The organism is Legionella jamestowniensis (assembly GCF_001467745.1).
GTDB classification, from domain to species: Bacteria; Pseudomonadota; Gammaproteobacteria; order Legionellales; family Legionellaceae; genus Tatlockia; species Tatlockia jamestowniensis.
In genome coordinates, this window is record NZ_LNYG01000013.1 from 252,332 (window position 1) to 267,189 (window position 14,858).

Genomic DNA, 14,858 nt, shown 5'->3' on the forward strand with positions numbered 1-14,858 from the left:
AACAAATTATTCAATTTTTGAGTAGCCCAAGATTGAATCTCTCAACCTGTAGAAAAATTTAAAATCCGAAATTTGTGGTGGATAGTGGACAAAGCGAACTATACAGTTGGGAATGAACTGTGGAGCCTTGCTGATTTAACAAATCTTGCCGATTCGTAATCATTCCATGATATAATAGCTAATTCTTGCGTATGAAAGCCATCATACCGACGCCTTTTAACCAATCCAGGCAGACTTATGAATCTATTACACTGTTTTAAACATGTTTTAAAGCGCTGTATGCCCTTACTAATGTCTACCCTGTTATTCCCAATATTGTCAGCCAATGGGTACGCACTTTCCCCTTATTCAACCCGGGAACTTGAAGAGCTGGAAAAAGAATTTATACAGTTGATTAACCAATCCGACAGTATTGAACGAAACCCCTTAGCCAATCAGTATATTAACCATCTTGGAAAAAAACTTGCCCGATTTGCCCATATCCCAACGCCCTATTTTTTTATCGTTAAATCCGGCGAAATTAATGCGTTTGCAGGTCCTGGCGGCTACATTGGCATTAACACACAATTAATTTTGGCCACTAAAAATGAAAGTGAACTTGCCGCGGTAATGGCTCACGAAATTGCCCACGTGCGCCTGCATCACCTTTATCAGAGAATCCAACACGAAAAGCAAATGCGAATCCCTATGTTAGCCTCTATGTTAGCTTCGATAGCCCTGGGTGTAATTAATCCAACCTTGGGAAGTGGAGCGATGATGGCTTCCTTAAGTGGATTTGCGCAGGATAATATCAATTTTACACGGGCTAACGAAAAGGAAGCCGATCGTATTGGTATTGATATGCTGATTAAAGCCGGCTTTGACCCAAGAGGAATGGCAGGTTTTTTTAAAAAAATGCAAGAAAGCTCCCGCTACTACTACACTTCCAATATCCCAGCTATTTTGCGGACCCATCCCCTTGATGATGATCGTATTGCTGAGGCTGAAAACCGTAGTCAACGCTTAGCCCCTAAAAACCACTCTGATGCACTGGATTATCGCCTGTTTAAAGAACTAATTCGCGTCTCTGTCGCCAGGAACAGCAAACAATTACTTGATTATTACCAAGTTGAGTGTCCTAAAAAAAATAGTGATACAGCTTGCCAATACGGGCATGTATTAGCCTTTCTTGGTATCAATCAATTTGAAAGAGCCAAAGTACATTTAACACCCTTGCTAAACTATGATTCAGATAATCTTTTTTATCAGATCGCCATGGCACAAGCTGAAACAGGCAATCAACAATTTGAGGCAGCGCTGAAAAGACTTACTAATTTGCAAGCCAACTATCCTGAAAATTATGCTGCCCTAATGGCTCTCGCCCAAGGATTGTTGGCAGCGGGAAAAACAGAACAAGCAGCCAGCGTTTTGTTAAAAGGATCAAGACTATTCAAACAGGATTTACCGTTGTGTGAGGCATTAGCACAAGCGCAGGCAGCCTCTCGCCGTAAAGATTATGCTTATTTCACTGAAGCGCGTTGTCAACTTTTACAGGGGCGAAAAAGAGAGGCCATGCGTCAATTAAAGCAAGCCAAACTGCTGGCTACAAAAGATCAATATCTACAAGCTCGCATTACAGCAATGATGGAGGAGGTTAAATTTCTATCGGAGGATTAATTCGCCATGCTGCCATGCTTTATCCCATAGTACAGGATGAAATTTTTATATCGTCGTTGCGAACGAAGTGAAGCAATCCAGAATAGATCTCTGTTCAAAGAGCGGACTAGATTGCTTCGCTGCGCTCGTAACGACGCGATTCTAAATTTTTGTCCTTTATTCTTTTATTCTGATGGTAAAGCACGAAGCTTTATAATTGAACCCCAAACCAACCACCAGTGTCACCTCCAGCCCAACATTCTATATGGTTACAACTTGGGATTTTCTCGGAACATAACTGTTTAAATTGGCTCGCAGCACTGATGTCTTTATTAACATACCCCTCAGGTTGGCATATTCTTCCCTGATATTGCCCTTTTACGCGAATTTGTCCCATGACATAAATAGACGCTGAAACGGGATATACACCTTTATTATGAGAATAACAGGCAATATAACATCCAGGCACCCCTGTATAACTATTATCAGTGGGCAAAGATGCAGGTTTTGTCCCAGGATAAGGACGATTAACTACACCATAATTGTCCATCACAAAAACCGGAAAGGGTGAGGGTAATAGTTGTTCATTTGGATTTACACTATTGCCTTGCATCGTCAGACTTGTATTGGATGCGGCATAGGAAATAGCAGAAAAGCACATTAAAATAGGGATAATAATGTTCATGATTGCGTCCTTTCTAAACAGTGCTTCTTTAGTATAGTCTTTCTCACGCTTGGCAGACGAAGAGAAGCTTAACCCAATGGCTATTAAGCCAATAGCGTTATGCTTGGTGTGGAGTCGAAATGACCTAATCTTGTGTATTGCTAAGATTCTCAGAATGTTGATTTATTTTCCGGGGCAATTTCAGGAAGCATATTTTCAAGCTTGGAAACATTTTGGGCTGTTTGTGGTGCAAAAAAGAAATATCGCCCATTAATGGTGCGATTAATCATTAATGCAACCCCATAAAAAATACCTATCCCCGCAATAGCCAAGACAATATTCCCAATGATTTGTTTCAATTGTCCGTACTCATTACGATGCCTTTCCAAAGTAGGTTGATGTTTTTCAATAGCCGCAAGGCTTTGTTGGTTAAATCTTTCAAATTCTTTTGCACCAGGGCTTTTAACGAATTCGTTAAAAGCCTTATAAAGTTCATTATACAAAGCCTCAGCATCGTTTGCGGCTCTTTTATAATTCAAAAAAGGGCGTCTTTTCTGTTTGCGTTCTTCTGCCTTTCCTCTAAGCTCTTCTGCCTTTCCTCTAAGTTGTTCAAGTTGTTGGTAAAATTTCTGTAGCTTTGTATTACTTAAATCTTGCGGATTAATTGTTTCAGGCGTTTCATTTTCAGGGGGTTCTTGAATAGTTTCACCACTATCCACTGCAACAGACAACGGATCACGCTGATCACTTACCTCCGTCAAAGTGAGTGGACGCGTACTATCGCCCTTTTGTGTTGTATTTTCAAGAACTTCAGAAGGTGGGGGGGGTTCTTTCCCCTCACTTGCAGAAGAGCTTCCCACGTCTTCTTTCTGCGAGGTTTGCCCAACTTTTTGTTTTAGATTTTCTAAAAATAAGGGGAGTTTTCCTAGAAGGAAATCTAGAGGCGTTCCGGAGTCTAGAGCGCTTTTGGGGATAATAGCTTCAACAAAGACCGTATCCTTTATAAGATCTTTAGCTGGCGCTTTTCGAGCCAAGAAGGCTTCTCGGTTCCTTAAATAATGTTCTTTTTGGGAAGGGTAATGTTGCAATAACTCAATGGTTTTTGGATTAGTCAAAAGCTTATAATGCCCTCCGTCTAGACGACCAAAATCGAGAGCCAACTCCATGGAGGCGTCTAAATTACCCACTAAAAATGAACCATCTCTTTCGCTATAAATTGCATATGGAAGGTGAATGAGGTTTGTTAAGATAGGATCAACGTCAGCATAAGATATTTTGGTATTGGATAGATTTAAAAACTTACAAAAATTTTCATAACCTTCTTTATGCCAATATTCTTGGATAAATTCCAAGTCTTTATTTAATAGCGTTTCATTAAAAAAATGCTTATTAGCGATATAGATGGGAAAATCATAATATTTCATCTCCACCGTGACCAAAGCACTCTGTTGTTCTATGACTAAATCGCAATTAAGCGATTTTTTAGCTTCATTGATTGCGTCAATCAAAGGGTTATGGTGTTCTGGTTGTAACTTCTTTTTAACTTCTTCTAAAATGTTTATAGTACGTTTAAGAATTTGTTCGGCATTTTTTAAAGACTCAACAGATTTTAATGGATTTTTTTCATCGGCCTGCAATGTGGCAATAGAAGCTTCAATTTCAGCAGGCAGCAGTTGTTCAAGTGCTCTAGAAACATCTTCAGGCACATCTGCGGACTCCTCTAACAGATGCTGCCATGTAGGAAATTCTTTTTGCAAATTCTGGAAAAGACTTCTTGTTTTTGAAACAGGAGTGAATAAAGCATCTTGATATTCGCTGGCCATTCGCAAGAATGTAAAAACACGAATATCACCGTTATAAGCATCACCCTTAAAGTCAAAAAGAGCATCGCGACCAGCTTCACTATGAAATAATTGTGCACAAAACCAACTACGAAATAAAATACCTAAAACTAATGTCTTTTCGAACAGATAATCTGGTGTCGAGGCTGTAGTGAGTTCATGTTGTAATACGACATCCTTACTTAACATCTCTTTTAGGGTGACAATATGCTCTCCATCAAATTCAGTTAAATCAAATAAATTAGGGGGAAAGACATGTTGGTTACTTAAAAGATGTAAGGCATAAGCATGGAAAAAACAATTATTAAGCGCTGCTGAAACATCAACCGCCTCATTAATTCGCTGTTTTCTTTGTTCAAGAATTGCTCCGTTTTCTTTTTCCTCTAATACAAGCTTTTCGGCTTCAACTGGACTTAACATTGCATTCTCAAAATAACGCTTTAATTTAATTAATAGTACCAAGCAATCATTAACTAAACATTAAATTTTAAAAAATAACTAACATACAGAGAAAACATTAATCACTTGTTACCTGGTATCTCTCTTTTTCCTATTGACTGAAACAATAAATGCTCATATTATAACTTATTGGCGATATTTTTTACTGGAAGTATAATATGCGCAAAGCCGCCCGCTTTTTTTTCAAGAATCTCTTTTTTCTCCTCCGCTGAGGCGGAGTAAATATCTGATTAAATCAAGTAAATCTCTACGTCCTCTAATTAAATATTAGCAGGGTATCGTTAACCCACTAATGAAGTAAATGTTATGAATAAATCAATCACACGTGTAGTCGCCTGGGGAATATGGCTCATTGCCTCCTTGTTTTATGCCTATCAATATATTTTGCGCGTCATGCCCAATATTATGCTTGACAACTTCATTCAACAATTTCACATAGACTCTGCCGTTTTTGGACAATTCTCAGGCGTTTATTATATTGGCTACTCCCTGATGCATTTACCTATTGGCATTATGCTTGATCGCTTTGGCCCAAGAAAAGTCATGACAGGCTGTATTTTACTCACAGTGCTAGGGCTATTACCTATCATTTTTGCTGAACACTGGGTTTATCCCATGATCGGGCGTGCCCTGATAGGCATGGGTTCTTCTGCGGCAATTTTAGGTACCTTTAAGATAATTCGCATGGGATTTAAAGAAGAACATTTCACCCGAATGCTCAGTTTTGCAGTCACTATCGGCTTAATTGGCGCAATATATGGTGGTGGTCCAGTCAGCTTTTTGTGTACTGTGTTAGGCTACAAAGTTGTTGTCGAACTTTTTGCCATTTTCGGCATCCTGTTAGCTGCTTTTACCTATTTTGTTATTCCGGAAATTGATAAACCCACCTCTACAAGCAGTGTTATTTCAGATGTAAAAAAAGTTATTACCAACCGCCAAATTATCGCATTGTGTCTGTTGTCCGGTTTAATGGTAGGACCTTTGGAAGGTTTTGCAGACGTCTGGGGCTCAGCCTTTATAAAAGAAGTTTATGGATATAACCGCTCACTTGCCAGTTACCTGCCTTCAATGATTTTTATAGGAATGTGTTTTGGCGCCCCAGTCCTTAGTTATATTGCGGAAAAAACACGCAACTATCTAGGAGTAATCATTGGTGCAGGCTTGTTAATGATGGTGATATTTATGGCTTTGATTTCAAAACATATGACCAGCGAAACCATGGCATTTGGTTTTTTATTGGTAGGTGTCTGTTCGGCCTATCAAATTCTGGCGATTTATAAAGCCTCTACTTATGTCCCTGAACAAATCGCAGGCATCACAACTGCGGTAGCCAATATGATAATCATGAGTTTTGGCTATGCCTTTCATACAACAATTGGAGTGGTAGTTAACAGTTTTGGTGGAATTAAGGTTGCTTCCGCCTTCATTTATGGCCTGGGTATCATCCCAATTACTTTAGGTGTGGCAGTAATTGGATTTTTTATTCTCTTTTATCAGGAAAGAAGAACACTGTCTGCAGTGGCCACGGCCTAAATTATCTGCATAATCTGGTTGGCTTGGCGGCAGCCAGATTATCTACATCCCTTTATTAATCTAAGGTGAAATTAACTTGTTCTGCGAAATCATTGATCGCAATTGCTTCTTTTTTGGTTTTAAATAAACTGTAAGCTGTCATAGCACCAGCCATCAAGCCTATGGTTCCACTTGCTGCCATCGTTGCTTTTGCAAAGGAAGCACCTGTTAAAACACCAGTAATAAATGCACCAGGGCCAGTCCATAAGCCTGCAGCAAAGCCAAGTCCAAAGCCAATTAATCCCGCAATAATCGTCACTACTGCTACAGCAGCTAAGGTCAATACTGTATTATATAGGGTTGGATAGTTACCCCCTAAAATCCTTTGGCAGTTGTCACTAAACGTTTGGATTGCTTCTTCTTTTACCGTAATATCTACGGGTTGTTCCAATGCAATTTTTAAAGTTTCCATTTGTGCAGTTATTGCCGAAAATTTCTCATAAGGCAGATCTGCAATTTTCGTTTTTAACTGGCACATTGCCTCTTCTAAGGGGGGTAAAGAACGAATTTGTTCTTTCTTTTGTTTTGCCCGGTCGGCGAGTTGCTCGTTGAGCTGTAATTTTTTAATTAATCTGTCAAGACTATCGTCTTTCTCGGATATCGCAAAGCTTGAAACATTTAACTGCAGTTCATCCCTTATGGTTTGCAGCTTCTCTTTTCCATTCTCTATATCAAGGGTGTCATTTAAACCCACCAATATTACATCAGAAAAATTGCTTAACTCTTGAAACTCATGAATCTCCTTAGCAATTTGTTGATAATTGATCAATGAAGCTGATAAATCAATACAATAAATGCCAATACGTTTAGGTCGATAATAAAAATTTCGAAGCGCTTGGAAGCGAGGGTCGTTATTAACCATCCATATGTCGAAATATCCTGCTCTTGCAAATTGCGCAGCCGTCATATCTAGCGTCAAGTCGCTCGTTTTTTCTTTGAAATAGTTTTGAATTAAATGAAACAGTTCAATTTCTGCTTCTGCATTACCGAAAAAAACAAGGGACATAAATCAAAACCCTACCTAGTAAAGAACAAAAATTATACTTTTCTTTCCTTAAGGGAGGCTTAAATCACATGATTTCCTTGATATTAATTCATTAAGAATCAGATTATACTTGGGTCAATTCCACTTAACCCTTAGAACGATGAATACCCTTTTTCATTTGGCATTCCCTGTCCATGATTTCACCCAAGCAAAAAATTTTTATCATCATCAATTGGGTTTCAACCTAGGGAGAGAGTCAAGGCAAGCCTTAATTTTTCAATGTGGTGCTGGCCAAATTGTAGCTCATAAAGTGGAAAATCCAGTTCCTGAGCAAAATGGAATTTATCCACGCCATTTTGGCTTGATTTTTCTTGAGAAGAAAGAATTTGATGAGTTTATTACCCGTATAAATAGTCAAAAAATAAAGTATGAGATAGCCCCTAAAATTCGTTTTGCTAATACTCGCATTGAACATTATTCTTTTTTTTTGAAGGATCCAAGTAATAACTTACTCGAATTTAAGCATTACACCTATCCCACTGCGATTTTTGGTGAAACAACGTTTAAGCAGGTTGGAGAAACGGATAAGTCTGCCAGGTAAAGTTCGCAAAAATACAGTACACCTATTAAATCACTGAAATCCTCTGTAGGCCACAGGATCAGCCCAAATACTTTTATTTGACAAATAACGACCTCAAAACTACACTTTTATTGTGCAGTGCAACATTAAGGAGGCATCATGCAACAGGATTATATGGAAAATTGGAAGGATGCATTTAACCAATTGCAAAAACCCTTTCGTGAAATGATAGAATTGAATGTTAAGACATTGCAAAAAATAGCTTATTTAAAACCCGATGAACTGTCACACATAAAAAAGCCAGGAGATATTTTGGAAAAAAATGTGGATATCTTTATTCAAAATGGCCATAGAGCGCTTGATTACATGCAACAGGCTTTTGGCATTTTTGAAAAACATTTACTCACTGCGGCTAGAGATATCAATGGTAAACATGAAAGAAGTCATTATTACCACCATTAATAATGGTTAAAAGAAAACGCTAATACAAGCAATCCAGAACTAAATTTTCTGGATTGCTCTCTACACAAGGCACAATCTCCTTCTGACTAAATTAAACAAACCTCATTTCAAGTAATGTTAATCCTCGCATTGGTCTAATTCGCTTATAAACCCTATTTTTAACCGTAAATTCAACATAAAGGGGTATATTATTCAAACTTCAAAATAATATTTACAGAAATTACATTTTTCGGTCATAGTGAACTATATTTAACTCATAAGGAAAGAATAATAATTAACCGAATGCAATCAAGGAGATATCATGAAGAAAAGCCTGCTATTAATTTTAGCAGTCACTTCGACTTGTTTTTCCCTGACTTCAGCCGCCCCCCCAAGGGAATTACACCCTCAGAATAACTCAGTGGCTAAAATTTTCTATTCTATTGTTAGTAATCAATACCACTACCCTAAAATGACCACTATCCCTTTAAGTGCGATTAGAGAAATGCTGCATAAGGAAGCTCCTACCTTGAATATTTCAGTGATTAATAAGGTTTTAACATCAGTAAAATGTGCTGAACAGTTCGATGTACCACACAATAATATTCTAACAATTATTGATTATTCACTGCCTTCCAGTAAGAAACGTCTATGGGTTTTTGACATGGATAAGAAAAAATTATTGTTTCATACCTATGTTTCTCATGGTATTCGTTCAGGGAGTCTCTTAACCAATTATTTCTCCAATAAGCATAATAGCAAAGCCAGCAGTATTGGTGTCTATTTAACCGATCAAACTTATTATGGACGTGACGGTCTCTCTTTAAGACTAACAGGGTTAGACAAAGGCTTTAATGACAATGCGACGAGCCGTTATGTGGTTATGCACGGCGGTTGGTATGTTGATGAAAATTTTATAAAAAAATATGGCAGAGCAGGCAGAAGCTGGGGGTGTCCTGCTTTACCGCTTGATCATACCAAAGACATTATTAACACCATTAAGGATAAATCATTGTTTGTAATTTATTACCCAAACGAAAACTGGCTTGAACAATCCAAATTTTTAAATTGTGAACGCTATTCTCCCAGTTCGGATAACAAACAGCTTGCTGATAATTTCCCTCAAGAAAATGACATGCGGGAAGAGATTCTTTTTGCTGATTTAAATCAAAACAAGTACCGCGAGGAAAGCGACCCTGTGGTGGTCGTATCTGCTACGAATTATGAGCGTTTATTTCATACCACACCACCAGTTGGCCGTATGCTCAGGCGCCAGATTAATGATGTAGAGTATATTGCCCTGAGCGAACCAGAATTTAGAAAAATATTAATCCTTAATAACCAAAATATTGAATATCGTAATATCTGGGATGACGTACATTTTGTTGTTCCCGATGTACAACTACAAAGAGGATATTATATTACCCGAATGAAAATTGTTCCTCTGGGCAAAATAAAAGAAGTCAAACTGAATGTTGAAGACATAAGCAATTCTCAGCAGCCGAAAACTTATTCTGTACAACTGGAAGACAAGAATATTCAATTAAAAGCAACCAACCAATTTATACGTTGGTTAGGATTGTAAGTTCTCAAGTAAAAAGTTTGCATAAACCGATCTTTAGATTTTATGTGTTTTAGTTATGACTGAGCACGTTCCAAGGTGAAATTATGTTAAGTGAACCAATTGATATCGAAGAAGTTTTTGCAGGATTACCAAACGATGATTTCTGGAAGTTAATCATGGATTGGGAGCATTGGGAATTAAACGATCCTCTATTATTTGATAAACAAAGTTCCCCAGGATATTTGAAGAATGCCTCCAGGGCACTTCTATTTCTTCTGGAAACGATTAATGAGCCAGTCACTTTAGAATTTATTATTCAATTACATGATATTGCCTATCATGAAAATAATGATGATTATTTGGGATTAAAACCCTTTGGATCATCCGGTTTAGCTGCTGACGCTGTGTCCCTTGAAGGAATACGGGAATTATTAGCAAAGGTAAAACATCGTCCAAAAAAAGATCTCTCGCTCTGTTATTATAAGGATGGAGATTCTAATACCATCTATAAAATAGATGCGGAAAGCATTTCAGCAGAAGAAATTTTAATGAATCTAGAAACCGGATTTTGGGATCAGCTACTTATTGATCGTAGGTCCTCTATCCAAGATGTTGTACTTGAGGTTAACGCTTTACTCGCTCAGTTTCATGTCTCTCTTTCTGAAGCCCAAACGGAACAAAACCAATTAGAATCGATCACAACTCTCATTAGAGAACTTCATCAATACCATCCTTTTAATGATGGTAATGGTCGTACCTTTATATTTCTCTTACTTAATAAACTTCTAATAATGAATGCTCTCTCCCCTTCGACAGTCGAGAAACCAGAACGGTTTTCAGGCTATAGTATCCAGGAATTGGTGGAAGAAATTGAAAAAGGGCAAGTTAATTTCAGGGATATCTGCACTCAGCCAGAAGAGAAAACCATTAGCTTGCAACAATACCTTAAAAACAAGATAGCGAATTATTCATTACCAGATAAATCGAATGTTGGCGAATTAGGTATATTTTCTACTGAAAAACCAAAGTTTAAAAACAACGCCTCACCTGAAAGTCATAATAAAAAAATATAGTTCTATTTACAGAATGTTTTCATCTCAATTCATTTGACCACTCCCGAGATAACCCATTTTACTCCGACTAAATGGGTTATGCGTCATCATCAAGGTAGATTAGTTGTCCTGCTTTGGATTTTTATATTGCAGCCAAAGCAGTATGAATCCGATGATTGGTATAAGAATATCACTCCAAAAAATCGAACCCGCATTTCCGGGGGCAAAGTTATTGGCGGTTACCATTTGATAGATATGCCCACCGGCAGCCCCCCATAAAAACATTGCAGGACCAATGAGTGTTGCAGCACGAAAACCAAACCCACTCCAAAAACTTAAGATTCCTACTATCGAAAATCCCAAACTGGCAAAACCGACCTCAAGCTGGAAGGGACTTTGCGCCCAACCAATAAATTGTGCAGTAAAATCGCCAAAAAACACATGCATGATAAAATTATAGAGGTAGCTAATACCCACATTAAAAAGCAAAAAGTAAGAGAAAAAAATGTCGATTATCTTCGCCTTGCTTAAAGGTTTTGGTTTAAACAGTAACACCAGACAAGCCACTATCATGCTTAAAATAAATAAAGTCCAGGTAAAATTGCGAAGAGCCAAACTAATTATTTCTTCCATATTTTTCCTTATCATTGTGAAGTTAAAAAAATTTCTTTCAGCACTTTATTAACTATAAATGACTGAATTACAAGATTCTACAGGTTTTTCTTTTAGAGATACTATAGGATTTTCTAAATTATTGACTTTGAACAAACGGTAAACTTCATAAGAACATTTTTTACTGTCTTTCTCGCGATGCATCTGTTGATAACTGTCAAAAAATCGATAGATCACATAAGAAACAGTTAGCATAGAAGCAATAGGGAAGGAAATGGCCGCAGCAGTGATAATGAATGAAGTTGCTACGGTATTAAAAATTAATGTTTTCCAAAAAAATCTGTTGGCCTGCAAGCATTCAATATGTAATTGATTAAATAGCTTATAATGGCCTTCATCTTTTAATATTTCACCATTAATTTTTTCCCGTTTGAGAGAAACACTTGCCTTTTTATACTTTTTGTACTCATCACCAGTATTATAAAAAGCATTACCCAACATGCTGAGTGCGGACAGAACTCCTAAGGCAAAGGGGCCAAAATAAATAAATGTAGCGGCAAAAGCTATGGCCAATATACTAGCTGCGATAATATTAAACTCATAATAGGCGCACTCAACCCTCCATTCATCATGTAAAATATCAAGCTGTCGAGCAATAACAGCCTGTTCAAAAGCAGAATTTATATTCTTTTTTTGTTGCTTAAGCTCCTCTATGCGTCTTACATAATCGCTTCTATCGAATAACCAATGCACAATGAACAATCCCAGGTCAAACACTAAAAATGCTAAATTTATCTGTGCAATAATCAGAGAGGATAATTGGAAAAATCGATTATAATTACTTAATAAATTTACTACTCCCCAAACCATATCGTTGGCCATGGTAAATCCGCGCTTTTCAATTTCCTGGGCAAGCACTTTCGTACTTGATAATTTATTGCTTACTGCAGCATTTATGACGTGTTTGAGTAAAACGGCCAAATTAGTTGTAAATCGAAATATATAAAGGACCACACTGGAGAAGCGTAAAAATTTTTGCGGCTTATCCAGCAGTTTTACGAAATCCAGTACACTGTAATGAATGCCTAATTTTTCATTAACTTCCAGCATAAGGGAAGCAAATCCATTTCCCTGTAAATAAATGATAAGATAATTCGCAAGACTCCGACTGTAATTCCAATAAGAGCGATTTGTAATTAATGCAGATGTATGCTCACGAAATCTACTGGAACTGGTTAATACCGATGTATAATCTGAAGCGCTCCTCCTTGGTCCAACAAGTATAACAGGGCAATGGACCATTGTATTTGAATTACCATTAGCCGCTTCTTCTTTAATAAATTGTTCTATCTCTCTCTTCTTTAGTAATAACCTCTCTAGATCTTTTTCAACATAGTCAAGCTGATAATATTGAATCAGTATTTCGCATAAATAATTGAGATATAGAATAATTTCACGGTTTCTTTTAAGAATTTCTTTGTTGGAGATAACCAATTGATATACTGATAAAAATTCCCAATTAAGCTGCTTTAGATCGAAGTCGTTGTCTGTAAATAGAAATCCTTTAAATGAGTTTGATGATTTATTAAAGAAATTATGCTTTATTTGATTTATTTTTGACATGATAGGGGTTATAAATCTAGAGATGTTCCTCCCCTGCATTTTATACCATTGCAATTTTTTAAACTAATTTTTCTAATAATTATCAACCGGATAATAAGAAAGGATAATAGAGCAAGAATAATTCAATGAGAATTTAATGTCATTCCCACACAAGCGGGAATCTGTCTAGCCATTAAAACGATTTACTCTCTTGATCTTGCATACAACAAGTAGGGTTAGGTCGTTTTTACCCAACCCCTATATTGTGCGTCAAGGTTAAATCGTAAAATAACCTAACTTTTACTAAAATCGTGGAAAACCACCCGAAGAAATAGGCCCATCCTGATGTGGATGATGGTGTGTGGTGGGAGGAGGATTATGACTGTGATGATTATGGTTATTAACTACAGCAGTCGTATGATGATGCCCGTGATGGTTTCCTCGAGGTACACTGTTGGACGAAGGGCTAAACATAACCCCCGAATAACCGTGATATTGACCCGGGTAGCTGGAATGAGCCGAATAATCTGAGTGGCTGGCGTGACCATGAGATGACTTCTTGCTCAGCATAATTTATCCCCTTGTTTATGTGTAAGGCTTTACTATACGACAACTTTTTAAGGGAATAAATTAGGATTATTCATCTCATTAGATTTCATTTAAACTTCTTTGCTTATTTTTTACGCGCAGTTGGCCTACAAAATTCTATAATTAGGAAACCATGATGAAAAAGGAGATGTCATGAAGACACGTTCTATGCCCTTCTCAATATTATTAGGACCTCTTGCCTTTGGCGCCCTGCTATTTCTTGGTGTATTTTATTCATCAACCACAAATGCTGCCCAAGGGTGCGGTTTTGGCTACCATATGACCATTAATGGCAGATGCGTACCCAACCATCCAGGTCCGGGAGCGGTAATGGTGCCTGGACGTCCAGATTGCTGGATTAATTACAGAGGCCAATTTCGGTGCTGGAGATAACAAGATCTGGCGTCACCAACGCCAGATCTATACTAACAATTCTCTTTAATTGGCATCAATCATGCTAATCAATTAGTTATTTCATAAAGAATAATAGTGCAAGGAAATAAAACATGGAATCGTTGTCACCCTCCAATACTCACAAAAGAGGATTATTCACTCCTCTTAAAACACTGTTTTATGGTGAGTTCCCTTTATGGGCTACCTTTTGGATATTTGGGGTTCTTGTTATCACATTAATCAATATTGGTTTCTATTTCATCATTAGCAATATAATTACCATTGTTAATAAAATAGGTACTTTTCCGATTTATGGCCTGATCTTGCTGGCAATGATTTACATAATTTTCATCTGGATTGCTATTTGGAATAGTGCTAGTAACTACCAAGGTTCCAAAATTCTAGCTATTTTAACTAAAGTTATTGTCATACTCAGCGTTGCTTTCACCTTACTATTCTTTTACTTGAATTCACGATTTAATGCCCAGAATACCGATCAAAAGTTAAATGCTATTGCTACCCTGCTTAACAAAAATCTACCTGCAAAAATCGATAATCATACTGAACTCGTCAAAGTAGCATCAGATAAAAATAAATTAATTTATTATTTTCAACTAATTAACTTTAACGCAAACGAAAAGAGTTCTATTTTGAGCAATCGGGAGGAAGCCTTAAAAAAACTGGATACCTCAATAAAAGAAAACGTTTGCTCAAGTCGCGAAATGAAGCGCTTTATCGATCAAAACATCGAACTTGTTTATAGCTATTCCCTGGATGGGCAGCAATTATTTTCAATTCCTGTTAATGAAGGCACTTGCAATTATTAAGGAGCGATGTGATCTATCTGGGACTCTACGGAATGAGTGACAA

Annotated in this window: 14 protein-coding genes; 8 read left to right on the top strand and 6 right to left on the bottom strand. The window is 37.3% G+C overall.

Going from position 1 to position 14,858, the window contains the following annotated elements; genetic code table 11:
• Nucleotides 1-279 precede the first annotated feature (279 nt).
• Nucleotides 280-1,656: a M48 family metalloprotease gene (locus tag Ljam_RS05560; RefSeq protein ID WP_162262926.1), complete on the top strand. Its 1,377-nt coding sequence runs from the start codon at nt 280-282 to the stop codon at nt 1,654-1,656.
• A 190-nt stretch (nt 1,657-1,846) separates the two neighbouring features.
• On the opposite strand, the gene Ljam_RS05565 is transcribed toward Ljam_RS05560, so the two are convergent.
• Nucleotides 1,847-2,320, bottom strand: a complete 474-nt coding sequence (locus tag Ljam_RS05565) for a hypothetical protein (protein ID WP_238583698.1) — start codon at nt 2,318-2,320, stop codon at nt 1,847-1,849.
• 149 nt (nt 2,321-2,469) lie between these two features.
• Nucleotides 2,470-4,560: a hypothetical protein gene (locus Ljam_RS05570; protein WP_058449137.1), complete on the bottom strand. Its 2,091-nt coding sequence runs from the start codon at nt 4,558-4,560 to the stop codon at nt 2,470-2,472.
• Between the two features lie 345 nt (nt 4,561-4,905).
• Between Ljam_RS05570 and Ljam_RS05575 the strand changes: the two genes are divergently transcribed.
• The gene (locus tag Ljam_RS05575; protein ID WP_058449138.1) at nt 4,906-6,132 is read left to right on the top strand and encodes an MFS transporter; all 1,227 of its coding nucleotides are present in this window, start codon (nt 4,906-4,908) and stop codon (nt 6,130-6,132) included.
• A gap of 55 nt (nt 6,133-6,187) precedes the next feature.
• On the opposite strand, the gene Ljam_RS05580 is transcribed toward Ljam_RS05575, so the two are convergent.
• Complete coding sequence (locus Ljam_RS05580) at nt 6,188-7,177, bottom strand: hypothetical protein (protein ID WP_058449139.1); 990 nt, start codon at nt 7,175-7,177, stop codon at nt 6,188-6,190.
• Between the two features lie 139 nt (nt 7,178-7,316).
• Between Ljam_RS05580 and Ljam_RS05585 the strand changes: the two genes are divergently transcribed.
• The 4 genes from Ljam_RS05585 to Ljam_RS05600 all read left to right on the top strand — a co-directional run bounded on the left by Ljam_RS05585 (nt 7,317) and on the right by Ljam_RS05600 (nt 10,814).
• Nucleotides 7,317-7,757: a VOC family protein gene (locus Ljam_RS05585; RefSeq protein ID WP_058449140.1), complete on the top strand. Its 441-nt coding sequence runs from the start codon at nt 7,317-7,319 to the stop codon at nt 7,755-7,757.
• A 138-nt stretch (nt 7,758-7,895) separates the two neighbouring features.
• Nucleotides 7,896-8,198 carry a hypothetical protein gene (locus Ljam_RS05590; protein WP_058449141.1) on the top strand — a complete coding sequence of 101 codons (303 nt, stop codon included), beginning with the start codon at nt 7,896-7,898 and terminating at the stop codon, nt 8,196-8,198.
• A 301-nt stretch (nt 8,199-8,499) separates the two neighbouring features.
• On the top strand, nt 8,500-9,762 hold the full coding sequence (locus tag Ljam_RS05595; protein WP_058449142.1) for a murein L,D-transpeptidase catalytic domain family protein: 1,263 nt from the start codon (nt 8,500-8,502) through the stop codon (nt 9,760-9,762).
• A gap of 83 nt (nt 9,763-9,845) precedes the next feature.
• Nucleotides 9,846-10,814 carry a Fic family protein gene (locus Ljam_RS05600; protein ID WP_058449143.1) on the top strand — a complete coding sequence of 323 codons (969 nt, stop codon included), beginning with the start codon at nt 9,846-9,848 and terminating at the stop codon, nt 10,812-10,814.
• A gap of 99 nt (nt 10,815-10,913) precedes the next feature.
• Here Ljam_RS05600 and Ljam_RS05605 read toward each other — a convergent pair whose 3' ends face one another.
• The 3 genes from Ljam_RS05605 to Ljam_RS15140 all read right to left on the bottom strand — a co-directional run bounded on the left by Ljam_RS05605 (nt 10,914) and on the right by Ljam_RS15140 (nt 13,577).
• Complete coding sequence (locus Ljam_RS05605) at nt 10,914-11,426, bottom strand: DUF6790 family protein (protein WP_058449144.1); 513 nt, start codon at nt 11,424-11,426, stop codon at nt 10,914-10,916.
• A 48-nt stretch (nt 11,427-11,474) separates the two neighbouring features.
• The gene (locus tag Ljam_RS05610; protein ID WP_058449145.1) at nt 11,475-13,028 is read right to left on the bottom strand and encodes a hypothetical protein; all 1,554 of its coding nucleotides are present in this window, start codon (nt 13,026-13,028) and stop codon (nt 11,475-11,477) included.
• Nucleotides 13,029-13,310: 282 nt separating this feature from the next.
• Complete coding sequence (locus Ljam_RS15140) at nt 13,311-13,577, bottom strand: hypothetical protein (protein ID WP_131762455.1); 267 nt, start codon at nt 13,575-13,577, stop codon at nt 13,311-13,313.
• 171 nt (nt 13,578-13,748) lie between these two features.
• Here Ljam_RS15140 and Ljam_RS05615 point away from each other — a divergent pair, with 171 nt between their 5' ends.
• Together Ljam_RS05615 and Ljam_RS05620 are read left to right on the top strand one after the other, a co-directional pair.
• Nucleotides 13,749-13,988 (top strand): GCG_CRPN prefix-to-repeats domain-containing protein, encoded by a 240-nt coding sequence (locus tag Ljam_RS05615; protein ID WP_065235526.1) that lies wholly within the window; start codon nt 13,749-13,751, stop codon nt 13,986-13,988.
• A 113-nt stretch (nt 13,989-14,101) separates the two neighbouring features.
• Nucleotides 14,102-14,815, top strand: a complete 714-nt coding sequence (locus tag Ljam_RS05620; protein ID WP_058449146.1) for a hypothetical protein — start codon at nt 14,102-14,104, stop codon at nt 14,813-14,815.
• The last annotated feature ends 43 nt before the right edge of the window (nt 14,816-14,858 follow it).

What these genes read in the sequence shown, in the direction of transcription:
- Ljam_RS05605 (WP_058449144.1), bottom strand. Translation starts at nt 11,426, where the DNA reads ATGGAAGAAATAATTAGTTTGGCTCTTCGCAATTTTACCTGGACTTTA.
- Ljam_RS05590 (WP_058449141.1), top strand. Translation starts at nt 7,896, where the DNA reads ATGCAACAGGATTATATGGAAAATTGGAAGGATGCATTTAACCAATTG.
- Ljam_RS05575 (WP_058449138.1), top strand. Translation starts at nt 4,906, where the DNA reads ATGAATAAATCAATCACACGTGTAGTCGCCTGGGGAATATGGCTCATT.
- Ljam_RS05620 (WP_058449146.1), top strand. Translation starts at nt 14,102, where the DNA reads ATGGAATCGTTGTCACCCTCCAATACTCACAAAAGAGGATTATTCACT.
- Ljam_RS05600 (WP_058449143.1), top strand. Translation starts at nt 9,846, where the DNA reads ATGTTAAGTGAACCAATTGATATCGAAGAAGTTTTTGCAGGATTACCA.
- Ljam_RS05595 (WP_058449142.1), top strand. Translation starts at nt 8,500, where the DNA reads ATGAAGAAAAGCCTGCTATTAATTTTAGCAGTCACTTCGACTTGTTTT.
- Ljam_RS15140 (WP_131762455.1), bottom strand. Translation starts at nt 13,577, where the DNA reads ATGCTGAGCAAGAAGTCATCTCATGGTCACGCCAGCCACTCAGATTAT.
- Ljam_RS05615 (WP_065235526.1), top strand. Translation starts at nt 13,749, where the DNA reads ATGAAGACACGTTCTATGCCCTTCTCAATATTATTAGGACCTCTTGCC.
- Ljam_RS05560 (WP_162262926.1), top strand. Translation starts at nt 280, where the DNA reads ATGCCCTTACTAATGTCTACCCTGTTATTCCCAATATTGTCAGCCAAT.
- Ljam_RS05570 (WP_058449137.1), bottom strand. Translation starts at nt 4,560, where the DNA reads ATGTTAAGTCCAGTTGAAGCCGAAAAGCTTGTATTAGAGGAAAAAGAA.
- Ljam_RS05610 (WP_058449145.1), bottom strand. Translation starts at nt 13,028, where the DNA reads ATGTCAAAAATAAATCAAATAAAGCATAATTTCTTTAATAAATCATCA.
- Ljam_RS05585 (WP_058449140.1), top strand. Translation starts at nt 7,317, where the DNA reads ATGAATACCCTTTTTCATTTGGCATTCCCTGTCCATGATTTCACCCAA.
- Ljam_RS05565 (WP_238583698.1), bottom strand. Translation starts at nt 2,320, where the DNA reads ATGAACATTATTATCCCTATTTTAATGTGCTTTTCTGCTATTTCCTAT.
- Ljam_RS05580 (WP_058449139.1), bottom strand. Translation starts at nt 7,177, where the DNA reads ATGTCCCTTGTTTTTTTCGGTAATGCAGAAGCAGAAATTGAACTGTTT.